This is a genomic window from Micromonospora sp. L5 (assembly GCF_000177655.2).
Classification (GTDB): Bacteria; Actinomycetota; Actinomycetes; order Mycobacteriales; family Micromonosporaceae; genus Micromonospora; species Micromonospora aurantiaca.
The window spans coordinates 5,784,467-5,801,471 of sequence record NC_014815.1 but is presented as its reverse complement, the minus strand read 5'-3'; the positions used below and the strand labels follow the sequence as shown (position 1 = coordinate 5,801,471).

Below are 17,005 nucleotides of genomic sequence, written 5' to 3'. Positions count from 1 at the left end.
GGCGTTCCGGCCGGGCTAGGCTGCCACCGTGGATCACGAAGATCGCATCGCGCTGTTCCTCGACTACGAGAACCTCGCCCTGGGCGTACGGGACCATCACGGCGGCCGCCCGTTCGACTTCCGGCCGATCGCCGACGCGCTCGCCGAGCGGGGACGCGTGGTGGTACGCCGGGCGTACGCCGACTGGTCGTACTTCGACGAGGACCGGCGCATGCTCACCCGCTCACACGTCGAGCTGATCGAGATCCCGCAGCGGATGGGCGCCTCGCGCAAGAACGCGGCCGACATCAAGATGGCGGTGGACGCGGTCGAGCTGGCGTTCGAGCGCGGCTACATCTCCACGTTCGTGATCTGCACCGGGGACAGCGACTTCACCCCGCTCGTGCACAAGCTGCGCGAACTCAACAAGCGGGTGATCGGCGTCGGGGTGGAGAAGTCCACCTCCGCGCTGCTGCCGCCGGCCTGCGACGAGTTCCTCTACTACGACCGCCTCGAAGGCGTGGACGTACCGCCACCGGCCGCCCGCCGCTCGCGCCCGGCCCGGCCCTCACCGGCTGAGCCGGCGCCCGAGCCCGTGGTGGTGACCGCGGCCGAGGAGGAGTCGGCGCGGGACGTCGACACGCTCGCCGTGCAGCTCGTGCAGACAGTGGCCGGCATGCAGGGCAGCTCCAGCGGCGACGTGACCGCCTCCGCGCTCAAGCGCGCCCTGCTCCGCAAGGATCCCACGTTCAGCGAGTCCGACTACGGCTTCCGTACCTTCGGGGAACTGCTGCGCCACCTCGCGGCGCACAACGTGGTGGAGTTGGCCGCCGGGCCCGCCAAGGGCGACCCGGAGGTGTCACTTCCCGAGCAGGGCGACCGGGAGGTCGCGTTCGGGCTGCTCCGCTCCGTGGTGGTGGACCTCGCCGCGGACGGCGGAGCGGTGGCGCTGTCCGGGCTGAAGGACCAGCTCCGGCGCGCCCGGCCCGACTTCAGCGAGAAGAAGCTCGGCTACCGCAGCTTCCTCCAGTTCTGCAAGGCCGCCGCGACGGGCGGCGCGGTGGAGTTGCGCTGGAGCCCGGACGACGGCGACTACCTCCTCACTCCCCAGACCCCCTGACCCACTCCGCCCGCCCCGCCCCGCCCCTCGCCCCCGCCTTCGCCTCCGCGATCTTGCACTTACCGACCTCCGAAAGCGGGATGAATCGCCTATCCCGAGGGCAGCAAGTGCAAGATCGCGGGGGCTCGGGGCTCGGGGCTCGGGGCTCGGGGCTCGGGGCTCGGGGACTCGGGGACTCAAGGGCACGGTGGCTCAAGGGCTCGGGGTATCCCGAGGGGATGGGATCGGGCGGCGAGGGGATGCGGCGGTGGGACGTGGCTGCGGGAAGGGCTGCGCCGGTGGGCCACGGCGCTGACCGATCTTCCCCGCCTGGGACACCCAGCTTGATCCACGCCAGCTCGCCGAGGTGGCGGGGTCCGAGCCGGCTGGATGCCGCCACCTCGGCGTAATGGTGTCGATCAAGCGGCCACCACGGGTGTCGATCAAGCGGCCGCCACGGGTGCGATCAAGCAGTCGCCGCGGCAACCGCCCGGGCACAGCCGATCAGCAGCCTGGGCGCGGCCTCGTTCGCCGTCCTCGACCGGTACGCCGAGGATGGCGGCACCTTCATCCTCGGCTGGCACTCCACTCCGCGGGTCAGGAGAGGGCCGCGTCCACCTGGGCTGTCGCGCCGAGCCTTACGGCCAGGCCGAGCCGTCGGCCCACCTGGCCCACCAGGTCCAGCAGGGCCGCCTCGGATGAGGCGGTCGGGCTCGGGTCGCCGGTGGGACCGGGCTCTCCGGTCGGATCCGGGTCGCTCGTCGGGCTCGCGGTCGGCGCCGGAGTCACCTGGTCGGCGGGAGGGCTGGGCGGCTCGACGGGCGTCGACGGGCGGTCGCCGACCCGTGCCGGCGGCGACCCGGCGACGGGCGGTGCGGTGGTGAGGACTCGCGCCCCGGACGCTGCGGTCGCGTTCGGGAGGCGCTTCGGTGGCGGCGCGGGCCGGGTCGGCCGGACCACCGGCGACGGCGGGTCGACCGGAGTCGCCACGGGCGGCACCCCGGGCGCGGGCGGTGCGGCCGTGGTGGCGGGCGCGGTCGCCTGTCCGTGCGCCGGATCGGTCTGCCCGGCTGTCGCCGTCCAGGTGCCGGCGGAGGTGACGCCCAGCAGCACGGCCGCCGCCGCGACGCCCGCCGCGGCCAGCCGCTGGGGGAGTGCCCGGTCGGCCGGGGCGTCCCACGGGCCGAGCGGCCGGGGAGGCCGGGGCCGGGCAGCCCGGTGGGCGGACCGCAGCGCCTCGACGTCCTCGACGACCGCCTGCCGTGTGCCGGTGGCACCGGCGTGGGCGAGGGTGAGGTAGAACCTGGTGTTCGCCGCGCCCGGGGCCGGTACGCGCAGGCCCGCCGGGGCGCCGCCGTCGTGCAGCAGGGTGACCGGACGGTCCGGGTGGTGCCCGAGGCCGCGCACGTCCCGCAGCGGCCAGTCCCGCCGGGCGTTCTGCCCGGCGAAGGCCACCCGCCGGTCGGTCACCACGGCGGTGCCGCTGTCCACCACGCGCAGTCCCGCCGGCAGCGGGCCGTCGGACGGGTCGAGACAACCGGCGAGCGTGCGGTCCGGCACCGGCATCCCGGGCAGGTGCCGGGCCGTCGCCTCGACCAGGTCGACTGTGGGCAGGATGCGGTAGACGACCTCGCCGTCGTCCAGCGGCACCGGCAGCGCGGTGCCGGGCAGTGGGCAGCCGTGGAAGCCCGCCGCCTCCATCGACAGCCGGTCGAGGTGGTCGGCGCGGCGGCGCCAGGTCCGGGCCGCCGTCTCGTACGCCTGGCGCCCGCGCTCGTTCTCGCGCCGCGCCCAGGCCAGTCGCCGCTGCGGATGAGCCCCGATCGCGTCGGGTCGCCTCGCCGTCACACCTGGTACAACGTCCTGCGGAGGGCGCGGATACGTGAGCGCGGCTATCGTCCGGTTTGGCGGTGGTATGCCCCCGATTAGACTTCGCGCATGCCGCGGATCGTCCAGTTGCTGGCCTCACCCGTGCACCGGTACGTGGGCCGCCCGGCGGACGGACCCGCCCCCGCGCCACCGGGCGAGCTGGTGGACCGGGTGGAGCTACGCGCCGGGCTCGGCATCGTCGGTGACCGCTACTTCGGCCGTCCCGCGCACCGTCAGGCGAGCGTCACGCTGATCGCGCGGGAGTCGCTGCCGCCCGGCGCGGACCTCACCCAGCTGCGGCGCAACGTGCTCACCGAGGGCATCCCGGTGGACGATCTGGTCGGGCGCGTGCTCACGCTCGACTCCGGCGACGGCCCGGTCCGGCTGCGGGTGCACCGGGCCGCCCCGCCCTGCGCCTGGCTCGACGTGGTGGTCGCCCCCGGCACGTGGAAGGCGATGCGCCGCCGCGGCGGCGTCCGGTGCTCGCCGCTCACCGACGGCGTCCTGCGGGTCGGGCCGGTCACCGTCTCCGTGGACGACTGACAGCGAGGGAACTTTCCTGACCCGCCGGCCGACCAACCGGGGGTGACCGGACTCCGGCGCCGGCAGGAGGGACGCCACTGATGAACCGAGCGGGGCGCGCATCCGTACCGTCCGGCATGAGCATGCCGGACCGGCGGGTCGGCCGCGGATGAGCGCGGACGACGACGAGCAGGTGACCGGGTGGGCACGACGCGCCGCCCGGGGTGACCAGCTGGCCGCTGCCGCGTTCGTCAGGGCCCTCCAGGCGCCGGTGTGGCGTTTCCTCGCCCACCTGGCCGGGCCCGCCGAGGCCGACGACCTGGCCCAGGAGACCTTCCTGCGCGCGCTGCGCAGCCTGCCCGGCTTCGCGGGCCGGTCGTCGGCGCGTACCTGGATCTTCACGATCGCCCGCCGGGTCGCGGTGGACCACGTGCGGGCGGCGACCGCCCGGCCCCGGGTCGCGGCGCTGCCGGACTGGCAGGCCGCCGCGGAGGCGGCCGGCGCGGTGACCGGCGGCGGGGAGGACGGGGTGGTGCTGCGCGGTCTCATCGCCACGCTGGCGCCGGACCGGCGGGCGGCGTTCGTGGCCACCCAGGTGCTCGGTCTGTCCTACGCCGAGGCGGCCGAGGTGTGCGGATGCCCGGTGGGCACCATCCGCTCCCGCGTGGCCCGCGCCCGGGAGGACCTGGTCGCCGCATGGTCCGGCGACGCCCGCGACCGCCGGGCGCGCTGACACCACGACCGCCGAGACCACGACCGCCGAGGCCTGCGGGGACCGCGACCGGCCGGGGCCCGACCGCGACCGAGGGCCGCAGGGACGCCGCGAGCCGGAGACCCGCGCCGCGGGCCGTCAGGCGGCGCGCCGGTCGCGGGCCTGTGCGGGGTACGGGCCGGGCGGCACCAGCCGCAGCGCCGGCGCGGCCGGTTCCTCGGTCGGCAGCGCCCACCGAGATCCGTCCGGCCGGCGCTGACCGGGCGGGGTGTCGCCGGGGCGCCGGCCGAGGCGGGACAGCACCAGCATCACGGCCCAGCCGACCAGCAGGAAACCGTGACTGACCAGCCGGGTCATCGCCACCTGCCCGGTGATCAGGTCGTTCACCGACAGCAGCACGAGCGTGGCGACGAACGCGCTGAGCATCGGCAGCAGGCCGGACGGGGCGGACCGGCGCGCGGCCACGTAGAGGAACCCGGCGCCGACCGCGACGTTCCACGCCGCCGACTCGTGCCACAGGTGCTGGCCGGAGGTGTGCGCGTGGGTGACGACCGCCTCCCGGCCGATCTGGGCCAGGCCGAGTACGAGCTGCACCGCGCCGAGCAGCCCGAGCGCCCCGCGCAGCCCGAGCGTGATCCGATGGCGGCGGCTGGGCCGGGGCGGGGGAGCGGCGGCCAGGACCGCGTCGACCAGGTCGGGCACCCGCGGGGCGAGCTGCGTACGGGCCCGCCGGGTCACCGACGCGGCCGAGTCGAACCAGCCGCGGCAGCCGGCGCAGCCGGTCAGGTGCGCCTCGGCCGCCTCGATCTCCGACTCGGACGCCTCACCGTCCAGCTGTGCCGACAGGATCTCCCGCCACTGCTCACACACCATGTAGGGATAGTCGTCGGGAGCGCCGCGCTGGTTCCCGGCGGGGTGCGGGTCACGCCGGGCCGCCCGGCGGCGGCGGTCACGGCGCGGCGGCGACTACCCCGGGCGGGCACGGGTAAGCCGGCCGGGGAGGGGCCGCTGTGACACGCGAATTCGTGAACTGGTCCGGCAGTCTCCGCTTCACGCCGGCGGACCGGGCCGAGCCGGCCGACGAGGCCGAGGTGTGCGACCTGGTGCGCCGTGCCCGGGCCACCGGCGCCACCATCCGTCCGGTCGGTTCGGGGCACTCGTCCAGCCCGCTGGTGCGTACCGACGGGATCCTGCTCGGCCTGGACCGGCTGTCCGGCGTGATCTCCGACGACGGGCGGCTCGCGACCGCGTGGGCCGGCACCAAGCTCCGGGCGCTCGGCGAGGGGCTCTACGACGCCGGGCTGGCCATGGACAACCTGGGTGACGTCGACTACCAGTCGATCGCCGGGGCGACCGCCACCGGCACCCACGGCACCGGCATCGGCTTCGGGAACCTGAGCACCCAGGTCACCGGCGTACGCCTGGTCACCGGTACCGGCGACGTGCTGGACGTGGACGCGCGCCGCAACCCGGACCTGCTGCCCGCCGTCCGCCTCTCCCTCGGCGCGCTGGGCGTGGTCACCCGGATCACGCTCGATGTGCAGCCGACCTATCAGCTGCACCGCCGTTCCTGGTGCACGCACCTCGACTGGACCCTGGACCACCTCGCCGAACTCCAGCACACCAACCGCAACATGGACTTCTACTGGTACCCGCGCAGCGACCGGACGCAGATCCGGGTGATCAACCGCATCGACACGGACGCCGCGCCGGACCGGGCGGACGTCCGGTTGCCGGACGGCGAGCCCCGGCAGAGCCAGGTCGGGCCGACCCACCGCACCATTCCCCGGGAACGGGAGCTGCGCTTCGAGGAGATCGAGTACATGCTGCCGTCGGAGGCGTTCCCGGCGTGCTTCGCCGAGGTACGCCGCCGGGTGCGCGACCGGCACCGCCGGGTGGCCGCCTGGCGGGTGCTGGTGCGCACCATCGCCGCGGACGACATCTGGCTCAGCAACGCCTACGGCCGGCCCACCACCACGATCGCCTGCCTGCAGAACACCTCACTGCCGTACGAGGAGTACTTCCGGGACGTGGAGGCGGTGTTCCGGCACTACGGCGGGCGCCCGCACTGGGGCAAGAAGCACTGGCTCGGCGCGCGGGAACTGCGTCCCCTCTTTCCCCACTGGGACGACTTCCAGGCGGTGCGCCGCCGGCTCGACCCGGACGGGGTGTTCCTCACGCCGGACATAGCCCGGCTGCTGGAGGAGCAGTGAGCGCGCCCGTCGGCGCCCGGGTCTGGGTGGTGCCCGGCGGGCACGTGCCGTTCCCCGCGCACGGCCCGGAACCGGCGTTCACCGCCTTCGACCAGCTCTGCGTGCTCAACGCCGGTGACCGGGACGCCGCTGTGGAACTGGACTTCTACTACCAGGACACCGAGCCGGTGGGGCCGTACCGGCTGCTGGTCGGCGCCCGCCGCATCCGGCACGTCCGGGTCAATGACCTGATCGATCCGGAGGCCGTGCGGCTGGACCGCCCGTACGGCTGCGTGCTGCGCTCCCCGGTGCCGGTGGTGGTGCAGTTCCTGCGCCAGGACACCCGGCTGCCCGGTGTGGTGGCGCTGACCGGCACGATGGCGTACCCCGGATGAGATTCGAGCGGTCGGCCGCGGGTACCCCGGTATATGCGGGCTGCCGTCGACCGGGTGCGTGATGTGGGCCGGACCGGTCACCGGAGGCTGCGGACGTACTTCCTCGTGGCGGTCCAGGCCGGCCTGGCCGCCGCGCTGGCCTGGACGGTCGCCCGGGAGGTGCTCGGTAACCCGGACCCGACGTTCGCACCGGCCGCGGCGGTGAGCGTCATCGCCGCCTCGCTCGGCAACCGCACCCGGCGGACCGTGGAGCTGGTGGCCGGTGTCGTGCTCGGCATCGTCGTCGGTGACCTGCTGGTGAGTCTCCTGGGCACCGGGCCGTGGCAGACCGGCGTGATCGTGTTCCTGGCGGTCACCGCGGCGGTGCTCGTCCGCGGCACCGGCGCGCTCGTCACCCAGGCCGGCGGTACGGCGGTCCTGGTCGCCACGCTGACCCCGGTGTCGCCCGAGCTGGAGCTGCCCCGGACCGTCAACGCGCTCGTCGGCGGTGTGGTCGGCCTGCTCGTGGTGCTCGTGATCGCGCCGTTGAACCCGCTGCGCGCGGTCCGCCGCGTCGCCGACCCGGCGCTCGACAGGTTCGCGTGCCAGATGACCGCGTCGGCGGAGGCGCTGGCGCGGGCCGACGTGCGCGCGGCCGACGAGGTGCTGGCCCGGATGCGCGCCGCCGAGGCGGAGCTGGACCAGATCGACGAGATGGTCACCGCCGCCGACGAGGTGGTCCGGTTCTCCCCGGTGCGCTGGCGGCGACGGCGGGCCCTGGCCGCGTACCGGCACGGCGCCGAGCACCTGGACCGGGCGTTCCGCAACAGCCGCGGCATGGTCCGCCGGATCGGCACCACGTTGCGGGACCGGGAGCCGGTGCCGCCGCAGCTACCAGCCGCGCTCGAGCACTTCAGCGAGGCGATCCGGCTGCTGCACCGGGAGTTCCTGGCCGCCGAGGAGCCGGTCGCCGCCCGGGAGCGGGTGCTGCGCGCGGTGCGCGACGCGGGCGAGGCGTGCCGGCAGGACATCGGCTTCTCCGGCACCATCGTGGTCTCGCAGTTGCGGACCGTCGCCAACGACCTGCTGCGCGCCACGGGCGTGCCGCCGGACGAGGCCCGCCGGCTCGTCCGCCGGGCGGCCGCGGCCCGCTGAGGCGGCCGGTCACACCTCGGTCAGCCGGGACTTCTGCACCTTGCCCATCGCGTTGCGGGGCAGCGCGCCGACCAGCCGTACCTGCCGGGGGCGTTTGTGCGCGGACAGGTGCCGCGCCACGAAGGGCCAGCAGCGCGTCCTCGGCCACCCCTGCCGGGCGTGCCGTCGGGTATGTGTCATCGTGGTCGGCGGCGAGGGAGGGTGGCATGTCGGGTCCGTTGCGCGGGGTGCTGGTCGCCGACTTCTCCCGGATCCTCGCCGGGCCGTACGCGACGATGCTCCTGGCCGACCTCGGCGCGGACGTGGTCAAGGTGGAGGCGCCCGGCGGTGACGACACCCGCGGCTGGCGGCCCCCGGTGCGCGACGACGTGGCCACCTACTACCTGGCGGTCAACCGCAACAAGCGCTCGCTGGTGCTCGACCTGACCGATCCCGGCGACCTGACGCTGGCCCACCGGTTGGCCGACCGGGCCGACGTGCTGATCCAGAACTTCCGTCCGGGCGCGCTGCGCCGCTTCGGCCTCGACCACGGCACGGTCACCGCCCGCAACGCCCGCCTGGTGTACGCCTCGATCAGCGGCTTCGGCGACGCCGGGGGCGCCGACCTGCCGGGGTACGACCTCATGGTGCAGGCCGCCGCCGGGCTGATGAGCCTCACCGGGGACGCGGACGGCCCGCCCTACAAGGCCGGGGTGGCGGTGTTCGACGTGATCGCCGGGCTGCACGCGGCGGTCGGGATCCTGGCCGCGCTGCGGCACCGGGAGGAGACCGGTCGCGGGCAGCACGTCACCGTGGACCTGCTCTCCTCGGCACTGTCCGGGCTGGTCAACCACGCCAGCGCGTACGTCGCGGGTGCGGCGGCGCCGCACCGGATGGGCAACGCGCACCCGAGCATCGTGCCGTACGAGCCGCTGCCCACCGCCGACGGCGAGCTGGTGGTGATCGCCGGGAACGACGGCCAGTTCCGTACCCTCTGCGGGGTGCTCGGCGTGCCGGAGCTGGCCGGCGACGCGCGGTTCCGCGGCAACGCCGACCGGGTCGCGCACCGCGACGAGCTGCGGCCGCTGCTGGTGGCGGCGCTGTCCCGGCGCGGCAGCGCGGACTGGTTCGCCGAGCTGCGTGCCGCGGGCGTGCCGTGCAGCCCGATCAACTCGGTGGCCGAGGGGGTGGCGCTGGCTCAAGGGCTCGGCCTGGAGCCGGTGGTGACGGCCGGCGGGGTACCGGGGATCCGGAATCCGATCGGCCTGTCCGGGGCGCCACCTCGCTACGACCTGCCGCCGCCGGAGCTGGACGAGCACGGCGTCGAGCTGCGCGCCTGGCTCGCCGCGGAGTGACCAGCCCGGCCGCCGTCAGAGCGTCTCGACCAGCCGGAAGCGTTCCAGCACGGCCGGGGTGTCGTCGTCCACTGTGAACGCGGGGTCGCCGAGCCAGCCGCGGTAGTCGTCGCCGTGCCAGAACCGTTCGTGGCCGGCGCGCCAGGCGGCGACCGTCTCGAACCCCTCGCCCTCGTCCCGGGCGTGGTCGAGGTCGACGTCGCCGAGGCGGGCGACGCGGACCTCGACCAGCTCGATCACCGCCACCGGCCGGCCGTCGGAGTCGATCACCGCCGAGCGGGTGCCGACGGCCGGTAGCGGCTCACCGTCGATCTCGTAGTCCTGGAGCAGGCCGGTGGTGGTGGTCTTGCCCCCGTCGAGCACCGCGGCGACGAGCTGGTCGCGCAGCGGGCCGGGGAAGGCGAACTCGAAGGTGGGCAGCTCGGCGTCCATGCGCGGCAGCGTAGCGGTCAGCGGCGGCGCAGCGCCGGGTCGAGCAGGGCGGGCGGGGTGTCGTGCTTCTCCTCCGGGGCCAGGTCGACGCCGGGGGCGACGATCGCGTCGATCGCGTCGAGGACGTCGGCGTCCAGGACGGTGCCCGCGGCGGCGAGCTGGCTGTGCAGGTGTTCCGGCGTGCGCGGACCGATGATCGCGCTGGTCACGGCGGGGTGCGCGGTGACGAAGCCGAGTGCGAGCTGGATCAGCGTGAGTCCTGCTTCGTCGGCGACACCGGCCAGCCTTTCCACCGCGTCGAGCCGGGCCTGGTTGGCCGGGACCGTGGGGTCGAAGCGCTGCGGCATGAACGTGGACCGGTGGGTGGTGATCTCGCGGCCGGCCCGGATCGCCCCGGAGAGCCAGCCCGAGGCGAGCGGGCTCCAGACCAGGACGCCGAGCCCGTAGCGCTGTGTGACCGGCAGGACGTGTGCCTCGATGCCGCGTTGCAGGATCGAGTAGCTGGGCTGCTCGGTGACGTACCGGCCGAGGTGGTGCTCGCGGGCCGCCCACTGCGCCTCGACCAGGCGGTGGGCCGGGTAGGTGGAGGTGCCGAAGTACCGGATCTTGCCGGCCTGCCGCAGGTCGGTCAGCGCCGACAGCGTCTCCTCGTCGCTGGTTGCCGGATCCCAGCGGTGGATCTGGTAGAGGTCCACGTGGTCGACGCCGAGCCGGCGCAGGCTGTCCTCCAGGGCGGTGACCAGCCAGCGCCGGGAGCCGCCCCGGCGGTTGCGCTCCTCGCCCATGGGCAGGGCGGCCTTCGTCGCCAGCACCACGTCGTCGCGGCGGCCGGCGATCGCCCGGCCGACCATCTCCTCGGAGATCCCGTTGCCGTAGGCGTCGGCGGTGTCGATCAGGTTGATCCCGGCGTCGAGTGCGGCCCCGACGAGCGCGGTGGCCTCGTCCTGGGTGGTGCGCCCGATCGGGCCGAGGTTCATGGCGCCCAGCGCGAGCGTGCTGACCTGTACGCCGGTGCGGCCCAGGGTGCGGTACTGCATGGGGTGTCCCTCCGGTGGCCGCGACGGGCGCGGCCTGACTCGGTGATCTCTCGTCCCGCCTGGCATGATGGCCATGCGGAACATTGCTCCGGTAACGATACGGAACGCTGTTCCGTTTGGCAACCGCAGTCCAGGAGAGGACGCCGAACGTGACCGACACCACCGGGCCGGGCCGACGCCGGGCCGACGCGCGGCGCAACCAGCGCTCGCTGCTCGATGCCGCCGCCGCGGTGTTCGTCGCCTCCGGCGTCGAGGCCCCGGTACGCGACATCGCCGCCGCCGCAGGCGTCGGCGTGGGTACGGTCTACCGGCACTTCCCGACCCGCGCCGACCTCGTGGTCGCGGTGTACCGGCACCAGGTCGAGGCGTGCGCCGAAGCCGGCCCGGTCTGCCTGGCGCAGGCACCCACCCCGTACGCCGCGCTGACCCGGTGGATCGACCAGTTCGTCGACCTGCTGGTCACCAAGCACGGGCTCGCCGCGGCGCTGCGCGCGGACAGCGGGCAGTTCGACGCGCTGCACGGTTACTTCGTCGACCGGCTGGTGCCGGTCTGCGCCGCTCTGCTGGACGCCGCGGCCGAGGCCGGCGAGATCCGCCGGGACGTCGACGCGTACCAGCTGCTGCGCGGCGTCGGGAACCTCTGCATCGGCGCGGACAGCGATCCCCGCTACGACGCGCGCCGGCTGGTCGGCCTGCTGCTCGCCGGGCTGCGGTACCGGGACTGACCGCCTGCTCAGCCGGCGGGCGGCAGCCGCCGGTCGAGCCAGTCCAGCAGCACCCGCTCGTACTGCGGGCTGACGCTGTCCAGATCCTCGCCCTCGCCGAGCGTGGGGGCGTGGTCGCAGCCGGCCAGCCGGGCCACCGTCAGCTCGGCGTCGCGCGCCGCCCGCCGCCACACCGCGAGGCTGTCCTCGATCGGGATCCACGCGTCGGTCTCGCCGTAGCAGAGCAGCACCGGGCAGGTCAGCCGCGCCAGCACCGGCGCCGGGTCGTAGTCCATGTCGGTCCAGGTGCCGGGCATCGCGGGCAGTTCGTTCGGCAGGAACGCCAGCGGGAACCACCGGCGGCGGGCCGCCGAGTCGATCGCCGCCTGTGCCTCCGCGCGCGGCACGTCGCCGCGCTGGAATCCCTCGGCGACGCGGCGCAGCTCGGCCAGCTCGGCGAGGTCGGCCGGGCCGTAGCCGTTGCGGCGGAGCTGCTCGGCGGTGCCGTGGCGCATCTGGACCGCGGGGCTCACCGCGCTGCACCCCACCAGCACCAGGAAGTCGACCGGGTGCCGGACGGCGGTCAGGGCCGCCGCCCACGCGCCCTGGCTGAAACCCCACAGCCCGACCGGCGGCGACCCGACGTGCCGGCGCAGCTCCGCCACGGCCGCCGACGCGTCCTCGGCCTGGTCGGCCAGCGGCACGTCGTGTCCGTCGATCCGAGGGCGGCGGTCGTAGCGCAGCACCGCGATCCCGGCCGGAGGCAGCAGCCGGGCCAGATGGGCGTAGAGGAAGTAGGAGTGCTGCTCGGCATGCGAGCCGTGCAGCACCACCAGGCCGCCGCGTACCGGCCCGGCCGGCAGGTCGAGGACCGCCGGCAGGCCCGCCGTGCCGACTGTCGTCTCCATGCCGGGCAGTGAACCACGAACCGTCCCGCCCGGTGGTCCCGGCCGCCGTCCGGGACACCCGCGTGCGTACGCTGACCAGGTACGCCGCCGCGACCGTGGAGAACCGCCATGACCAGCCCCGCACCCCGTACCGTCCGGGTCGCCCGTCCCGAAGACGTGGCAGCCCTCGTCGACCTGATCGAGTCGGCGTACCGGGGTGAGCGCAGCCGGCAGGGCTGGACCCACGAGGCGGACCTGCTGGCCGGGCAGCGCACCGACCCGGCGATGGTGACCGCCGCGGTCACCGGCCCGGACGGCGTGGTGCTGGTCGCCGAGCAGGACGGCGACCTGGTGGCCTGCTGCCAGCTGGAGCGCCGCGACGACCACGTCTACTTCGGGATGTTCGCTGTCGCGCCCGGCCGGCAGGGCGGCGGCGTGGGCCGGGATCTGCTGGCCGAGGCCGAGCGCTACGCGGCCGAGCAGTGGCACGCCGGTGAGATGCGGATGACCGTGATCGTCCAGCGCGACGACCTGATCGGCTGGTACGAGCGGCGCGGTTACGTCCGCACCGGCGAGCTGAGCCCGTTCCCGTACGGCGACGAGCGGTTCGGCGTGCCGCTGCGGGCGGACCTGGCGTTCGAGACGCTGCGCAAGAAGCTCGGCTGACTCAGCCCGGCCGGTCGACGAGCGCGACCAGTTTCTTCGGGGCCAGCACGCAGTAGCTCTCGGTGAGCAGTTCGGCGACCTCGGTCCAGTCCGTGTCCGCGTCCAGCCGCAGGCCGACCACGTCGGCGGCCCAGTCCGGCTTGAAGAAGTGCGGCCCGGCCGCGAGCAGCCCGGCGATCTCGTCGCCGGGGGAGCGGAACGTCATCACGCAGACCGGCTCGTCGGTCGCCGCGGCCCGTGCGTACGCCGCCTGGTGGCCCGGGTCGACGGTGAGCACGTGGGCGAACGTGCGGCCGCGGACGCGCCACCGGACGCCCACCCAGGCCGCCTCCTCGTAGGTCTCCGGCAGGCCGAGGCAGACCGGCCGCAGGCGGTCGAGGTGCTCGGGCGGGACGTCTGCGGGGCCGGTCATGCGCGCAGGCTAGCCGCACCCCCCGACATTCCGGCCGCACCGGCGTGGCGGCGCCGCCGCCGCCCGCCCGACCGGGAAATGTCGTAGCCGGGGAGTACGACAGCGATGAGTTTCGGTGAGCCGCACGGTCATTGCGGGGAGAACCCCTCGGACGAGAGGACGAGACATGAGCGGCGTACGAGTACTGGTCGGCACGCGCAAGGGCGCGTTCATCCTGACCTCGGACGGCAAGCGCGACGACTGGACCGTCGACGGGCCGCACTTCGGCGGCTGGGAGATCTACCACCTGACAGGTTCGCCTGTCGAACCGGACCGGCTGTACGCGTCCCAGTCCGGCGGCTGGTTCGGGCAGCTGATCCAGCGCTCGGACGACGGCGGCCGGACCTGGACGACGGTCGGCAACGACTTCGCCTACAGCGGCGAGGTGGGGCAGCACCTCTGGTACGACGGCACTCCGCGGCCGTGGGAGTTCAAGCGGATCTGGCACCTGGAGCCCTCCCGCCACGACCCCGACACCGTGTACGCGGGCGGCGAGGACGCCGCCCTCTACCTGTCCACCGACGGCGGCCAGAAGTGGTCCGAGCTGACCGCCCTGCGACAGCACCCGACCGGCCCGTCCTGGCAGCCCGGCGCGGGCGGGATGTGCCTGCACACGATCCTGCTCGACCCGGCCGACCGGGACCGGATCTACGTCGCGATCTCGGCGGCGGGCGCGTTCCGCAGCGACGACGCCGGCGCGAGCTGGCTGCCGATCAACAAGGGGTTGCGCTCGGGCGAGATCCCGGACACCGACTCCGAGGTGGGGCACTGCGTGCACCGGCTCGCCCAGCATCCGTCCCGGCCGGACACGCTGTTCATGCAGAAGCACTGGGACGTCATGCGCACCGACGACGCCGGCGCGAACTGGCGGGAGGTCAGCGGCGACCTGCCGACGGACTTCGGCTTCCCGATCGCGGTGCACGCGCACGAGCCGGAGACGGTCTACGTGGTGCCGATCACCAGCGACTCGCTGCACTACCCGCCGGAGGGCAAACTGCGCGTCTACCGCAGCCGTACCGGCGGTGAGCACTGGGAACCGCTGACCGAAGGGCTGCCGCAGTCGCACTGCTACGTCAACGTGCTGCGCGACGCGATGGCCGTCGACACGCTCGACCCGTGCGGCGTCTACTTCGGCACCACGGGCGGTCAGGTCTACCACTCGGCCGACGGCGGCGACACGTGGGCGCCGATCGTGCGGGACCTGCCGGGCGTGCTCTCGGTCGAGGTCCAGGTGCTGCCGTGATCCGGGTGGTGCTGCCGGCGCACCTGAAGAACCTGGCGCACGTCACCGGCGAGGTCCGCGTCGAGGTGGCCGGGCCGCCCACCCAGCGGGAGGTGCTCGACGCGCTGGAGACCGCGTACCCGATGCTGCTCGGCACGATCCGCGACCGGCACAGCGGGAAGCGCCGGCCGTTCGTCCGCTTCTACGCCTGCGAGCTGGACCTCTCCAACGAGTCCCCGGACGAGCCGTTGCCGGAGGAGGTGGTCGCCGGCAAGGAGCCGTTCATCGTGCTCGGCGCGATGGCGGGCGGTTGAGCGGCACGGCCGGTGGTTGAGCGGCACGGCCGGGAACCGTGCTCGTCACCGCCACGTCTGACCGGCATGACCCGTCACGGATCCCGGACGTTTGGATGGACGATGGCCGCCGCGCTGGCTCTCGCCGGCTGCACCGCGTCACCGCCGGCCGCCGACCCGCCGCCCACCGGGCGGGTCGTACCGGCCGGCGGGCTGCGGCTGGTGGCTTTCGACGGCTGCGACGAGGCGCTGCGGCAGCTCCGCACGGCCGCGAAGGCGGCGGTCGGCCCGTGGGGTCTCGGCCCGGACGTACGCATGCAGTTCAGCGCGGAACGGGCGGCGGTCGGCGGCGCCGCCAAGGACGCGGCGTCGGCGTCCACGCCCGACTTCTCCGGCACCAACGTGCACGAGGCCGGCGTGGACGAACCGGACCTGGTCAAGACCGACGGGCGGCGGATCGTCACGGTCAGCCGGGGCGTGCTGTCGGTGGTCGATCCGGCGAGCCGCCGCGTGACCGGCCGGCTGGCGCTCGACCGCGATGCCGAGCGGTTCTCCGGCGACGAGGGGAGCCTGCTGCTGCACGGTGACCGGGCGCTCGTGCTGCTGCACGCCGGACGGACCGTCAAGGGCCCCGTACCGGACGGGCAGACGCGCCCGGGCGCGACCCCGCAGGCCCGGCTCGTCCTGGTGGACCTCGCCGGACCGCCCCGGGTGGTGGGGGAGTACCGGATGGACGGTCTCCTGGTCGACGCCCGGCAGTCCGGCGGGACCGCCCGTGTGGTGATCCGGTCCGCGCCCCGGCTCGACTTCCCGTACCCGTCCGGTCGCCGGACCGACGCCCAGCGGATCGCCGCCAACCGGGCGGTCATCGACAAGGCCACGCTCGACGACTGGCTGCCCCGCTACGAGATCCGCGACAGTGTCCGGACCGTCGGCACGGGGCGGGTCGGCTGCGACCGGGTCAACCGTCCGGCCGGATTCTCCGGCGCGTCGATGGTGACGGTGCTCAGCTTCGACCTGGGCGCGGCTGCGCTCGGTGCCGGTGACCCGGTCACCGTGGTCGCCGACGGCGACACCGTCTACAGCAACGGCGCACGCCTCTACGTCGCCAACGACCACCGCTGGCGGATGTGGCGGGGCGGACCGTCCGGGGCACGTGACACCAGCACCGAGATCTACCAGTTCGACACCGCGGCGGGCACGCCACGCTTCGTCGCCGCCGGGTCCGTGCCCGGCTGGCTGATCAACCAGTACGCGCTGTCCGAGTGGGACGGTCACCTCCGGGCGGCGACCACGACGGGTGACACCTGGGGGCGCGGCACGTCCTCGCAGTCCGGCGTCTACGTGCTGCGCGCCGACGGTGCCACGCTGAAGCGGGTCGGCGCGGTGACCGGCCTGGGCAAGGGCGAGCGGATCTTCGCGGTGCGGTTCGTCGGCGGCACCGGCTACGTGGTCACGTTCCGGCAGACCGACCCGCTGTACGGCGTGGACCTGCGCGACCCGGCCGCGCCCCGGGTCACCGGCGAGTTGAAGATCAACGGGTACTCGGCGTACCTGCACCCGGCCGGCGACGGCCGCCTGATCGGGGTCGGGCAGGACGCGACGGACCGGGGACGGGTGACGGGCACCCAGGTGTCGCTGTTCGACGTGGCCGACCCGGCCCGTCCGGCGCGCATCGCCCAGCACCACGTCCCGGGCGGCTGGTCCGAGGCGGAGCACGACCCGCACGCGTTCCTGTACTGGGAGCCCGAGCGCCTGGTGGTGCTCCCGGTGCGGCAGCCGGGCGTGGTCACCGACCGCGCCGACGGCACCAGGCGCCCGCCGTCCGGCGGTGTGCTGGCGCTGCGCATCGGCGACAAGGGCTTCACAGTGGCCGGTGCCGTCGACCACCCGGGCGTCCTGGCCGACGGCGGCGAGTGGGCGCCGATCCGCCGTTCGCTGATGATCGACGGTGTGCTCTGGACGGTCTCCGACGCCGGTCTCAAGGCGACCGCCCTGTCCGGCATGACCACCCTCGCCTGGGTGCCGCTGACCTGACGCTGACCGGACCTCGCCGCGCGCTGTGGGCGCGCGACGA

18 protein-coding genes are annotated in these 17,005 nt (G+C 74.6%); 12 read left to right on the top strand and 6 right to left on the bottom strand.

The features are described 5' to 3' along the window. Positions 1 to 28: 28 nt before the first annotated feature. Positions 29 to 1,099 (top strand): PIN domain-containing protein, encoded by a 1,071-nt coding sequence (locus ML5_RS26755; RefSeq protein WP_013286170.1) that lies wholly within the window; start codon positions 29 to 31, stop codon positions 1,097 to 1,099. Between the two features lie 576 nt (positions 1,100 to 1,675). Here the strand turns inward: ML5_RS26755 and ML5_RS31275 are convergent. Then, positions 1,676 to 2,926 (bottom strand): hypothetical protein, encoded by a 1,251-nt coding sequence (locus ML5_RS31275; protein WP_236619299.1) that lies wholly within the window; start codon positions 2,924 to 2,926, stop codon positions 1,676 to 1,678. A 90-nt stretch (positions 2,927 to 3,016) separates the two neighbouring features. Here ML5_RS31275 and ML5_RS26745 point away from each other — a divergent pair, with 90 nt between their 5' ends. Further along, positions 3,017 to 3,490: a molybdenum cofactor biosysynthesis protein gene (locus ML5_RS26745; RefSeq protein ID WP_013476911.1), complete on the top strand. Its 474-nt coding sequence runs from the start codon at positions 3,017 to 3,019 to the stop codon at positions 3,488 to 3,490. A 148-nt stretch (positions 3,491 to 3,638) separates the two neighbouring features. Continuing rightward, positions 3,639 to 4,202 (top strand): sigma-70 family RNA polymerase sigma factor, encoded by a 564-nt coding sequence (locus ML5_RS26740; RefSeq protein WP_013476910.1) that lies wholly within the window; start codon positions 3,639 to 3,641, stop codon positions 4,200 to 4,202. Between the two features lie 117 nt (positions 4,203 to 4,319). Here ML5_RS26740 and ML5_RS26735 read toward each other — a convergent pair whose 3' ends face one another. Next, positions 4,320 to 5,054 carry a zf-HC2 domain-containing protein gene (locus tag ML5_RS26735; protein WP_013286174.1) on the bottom strand — a complete coding sequence of 245 codons (735 nt, stop codon included), beginning with the start codon at positions 5,052 to 5,054 and terminating at the stop codon, positions 4,320 to 4,322. Between the two features lie 137 nt (positions 5,055 to 5,191). Here ML5_RS26735 and ML5_RS26730 point away from each other — a divergent pair, with 137 nt between their 5' ends. The 4 genes from ML5_RS26730 (at position 5,192) to ML5_RS26715 (ending at position 9,236) form a co-directional block, all read left to right on the top strand. Beyond that, complete coding sequence (locus tag ML5_RS26730) at positions 5,192 to 6,394, top strand: D-arabinono-1,4-lactone oxidase (protein WP_013476909.1); 1,203 nt, start codon at positions 5,192 to 5,194, stop codon at positions 6,392 to 6,394. Then, positions 6,391 to 6,768 (top strand): sensory rhodopsin transducer, encoded by a 378-nt coding sequence (locus tag ML5_RS26725; protein ID WP_013286176.1) that lies wholly within the window; start codon positions 6,391 to 6,393, stop codon positions 6,766 to 6,768. Before ML5_RS26730 ends, ML5_RS26725 begins: the two co-directional genes overlap by 4 nt. Before the next feature lie 54 nt (positions 6,769 to 6,822). Further along, on the top strand, positions 6,823 to 7,902 hold the full coding sequence (locus ML5_RS26720; protein WP_236619298.1) for an aromatic acid exporter family protein: 1,080 nt from the start codon (positions 6,823 to 6,825) through the stop codon (positions 7,900 to 7,902). A 206-nt stretch (positions 7,903 to 8,108) separates the two neighbouring features. Next, entirely contained in the window at positions 8,109 to 9,236 is a 1,128-nt protein-coding gene (locus ML5_RS26715) for a CaiB/BaiF CoA-transferase family protein (RefSeq protein ID WP_013476907.1), read from the top strand. Positions 9,237 to 9,251: 15 nt separating this feature from the next. On the opposite strand, the gene ML5_RS26710 is transcribed toward ML5_RS26715, so the two are convergent. Together ML5_RS26710 and ML5_RS26705 are read right to left on the bottom strand one after the other, a co-directional pair. Beyond that, entirely contained in the window at positions 9,252 to 9,668 is a 417-nt protein-coding gene (locus tag ML5_RS26710) for an ASCH domain-containing protein (protein WP_013476906.1), read from the bottom strand. Between the two features lie 17 nt (positions 9,669 to 9,685). Beyond that, positions 9,686 to 10,705 (bottom strand): aldo/keto reductase, encoded by a 1,020-nt coding sequence (locus tag ML5_RS26705; RefSeq protein WP_013476905.1) that lies wholly within the window; start codon positions 10,703 to 10,705, stop codon positions 9,686 to 9,688. 149 nt (positions 10,706 to 10,854) lie between these two features. On the opposite strand from ML5_RS26705, the gene ML5_RS26700 reads away from it, so the two are divergent. Further along, entirely contained in the window at positions 10,855 to 11,430 is a 576-nt protein-coding gene (locus tag ML5_RS26700) for a TetR/AcrR family transcriptional regulator (RefSeq protein WP_013286181.1), read from the top strand. Between the two features lie 8 nt (positions 11,431 to 11,438). Here the strand turns inward: ML5_RS26700 and ML5_RS26695 are convergent, their stop codons facing one another. Beyond that, positions 11,439 to 12,317 carry a S9 family peptidase gene (locus ML5_RS26695; protein WP_013476904.1) on the bottom strand — a complete coding sequence of 293 codons (879 nt, stop codon included), beginning with the start codon at positions 12,315 to 12,317 and terminating at the stop codon, positions 11,439 to 11,441. Positions 12,318 to 12,425: 108 nt separating this feature from the next. Between ML5_RS26695 and ML5_RS26690 the strand changes: the two genes are divergently transcribed. Then, positions 12,426 to 12,962: a GNAT family N-acetyltransferase gene (locus ML5_RS26690; protein ID WP_013286183.1), complete on the top strand. Its 537-nt coding sequence runs from the start codon at positions 12,426 to 12,428 to the stop codon at positions 12,960 to 12,962. Position 12,963: 1 nt separating this feature from the next. Here ML5_RS26690 and ML5_RS26685 read toward each other — a convergent pair whose 3' ends face one another. After that, complete coding sequence (locus ML5_RS26685) at positions 12,964 to 13,374, bottom strand: MmcQ/YjbR family DNA-binding protein (protein ID WP_013476903.1); 411 nt, start codon at positions 13,372 to 13,374, stop codon at positions 12,964 to 12,966. 166 nt (positions 13,375 to 13,540) lie between these two features. On the opposite strand from ML5_RS26685, the gene ML5_RS26680 reads away from it, so the two are divergent. From ML5_RS26680 to ML5_RS26670, 3 genes are all read left to right on the top strand, one after another. Continuing rightward, on the top strand, positions 13,541 to 14,656 hold the full coding sequence (locus ML5_RS26680) for a sialidase family protein (protein ID WP_013286185.1): 1,116 nt from the start codon (positions 13,541 to 13,543) through the stop codon (positions 14,654 to 14,656). Further along, complete coding sequence (locus ML5_RS26675; RefSeq protein WP_013476902.1) at positions 14,653 to 14,949, top strand: MoaD/ThiS family protein; 297 nt, start codon at positions 14,653 to 14,655, stop codon at positions 14,947 to 14,949. Before ML5_RS26680 ends, ML5_RS26675 begins: the two co-directional genes overlap by 4 nt. A 102-nt stretch (positions 14,950 to 15,051) precedes the next feature. Next, positions 15,052 to 16,965 (top strand): beta-propeller domain-containing protein, encoded by a 1,914-nt coding sequence (locus tag ML5_RS26670; protein WP_013476901.1) that lies wholly within the window; start codon positions 15,052 to 15,054, stop codon positions 16,963 to 16,965. Positions 16,966 to 17,005: the final 40 nt, after the last annotated feature.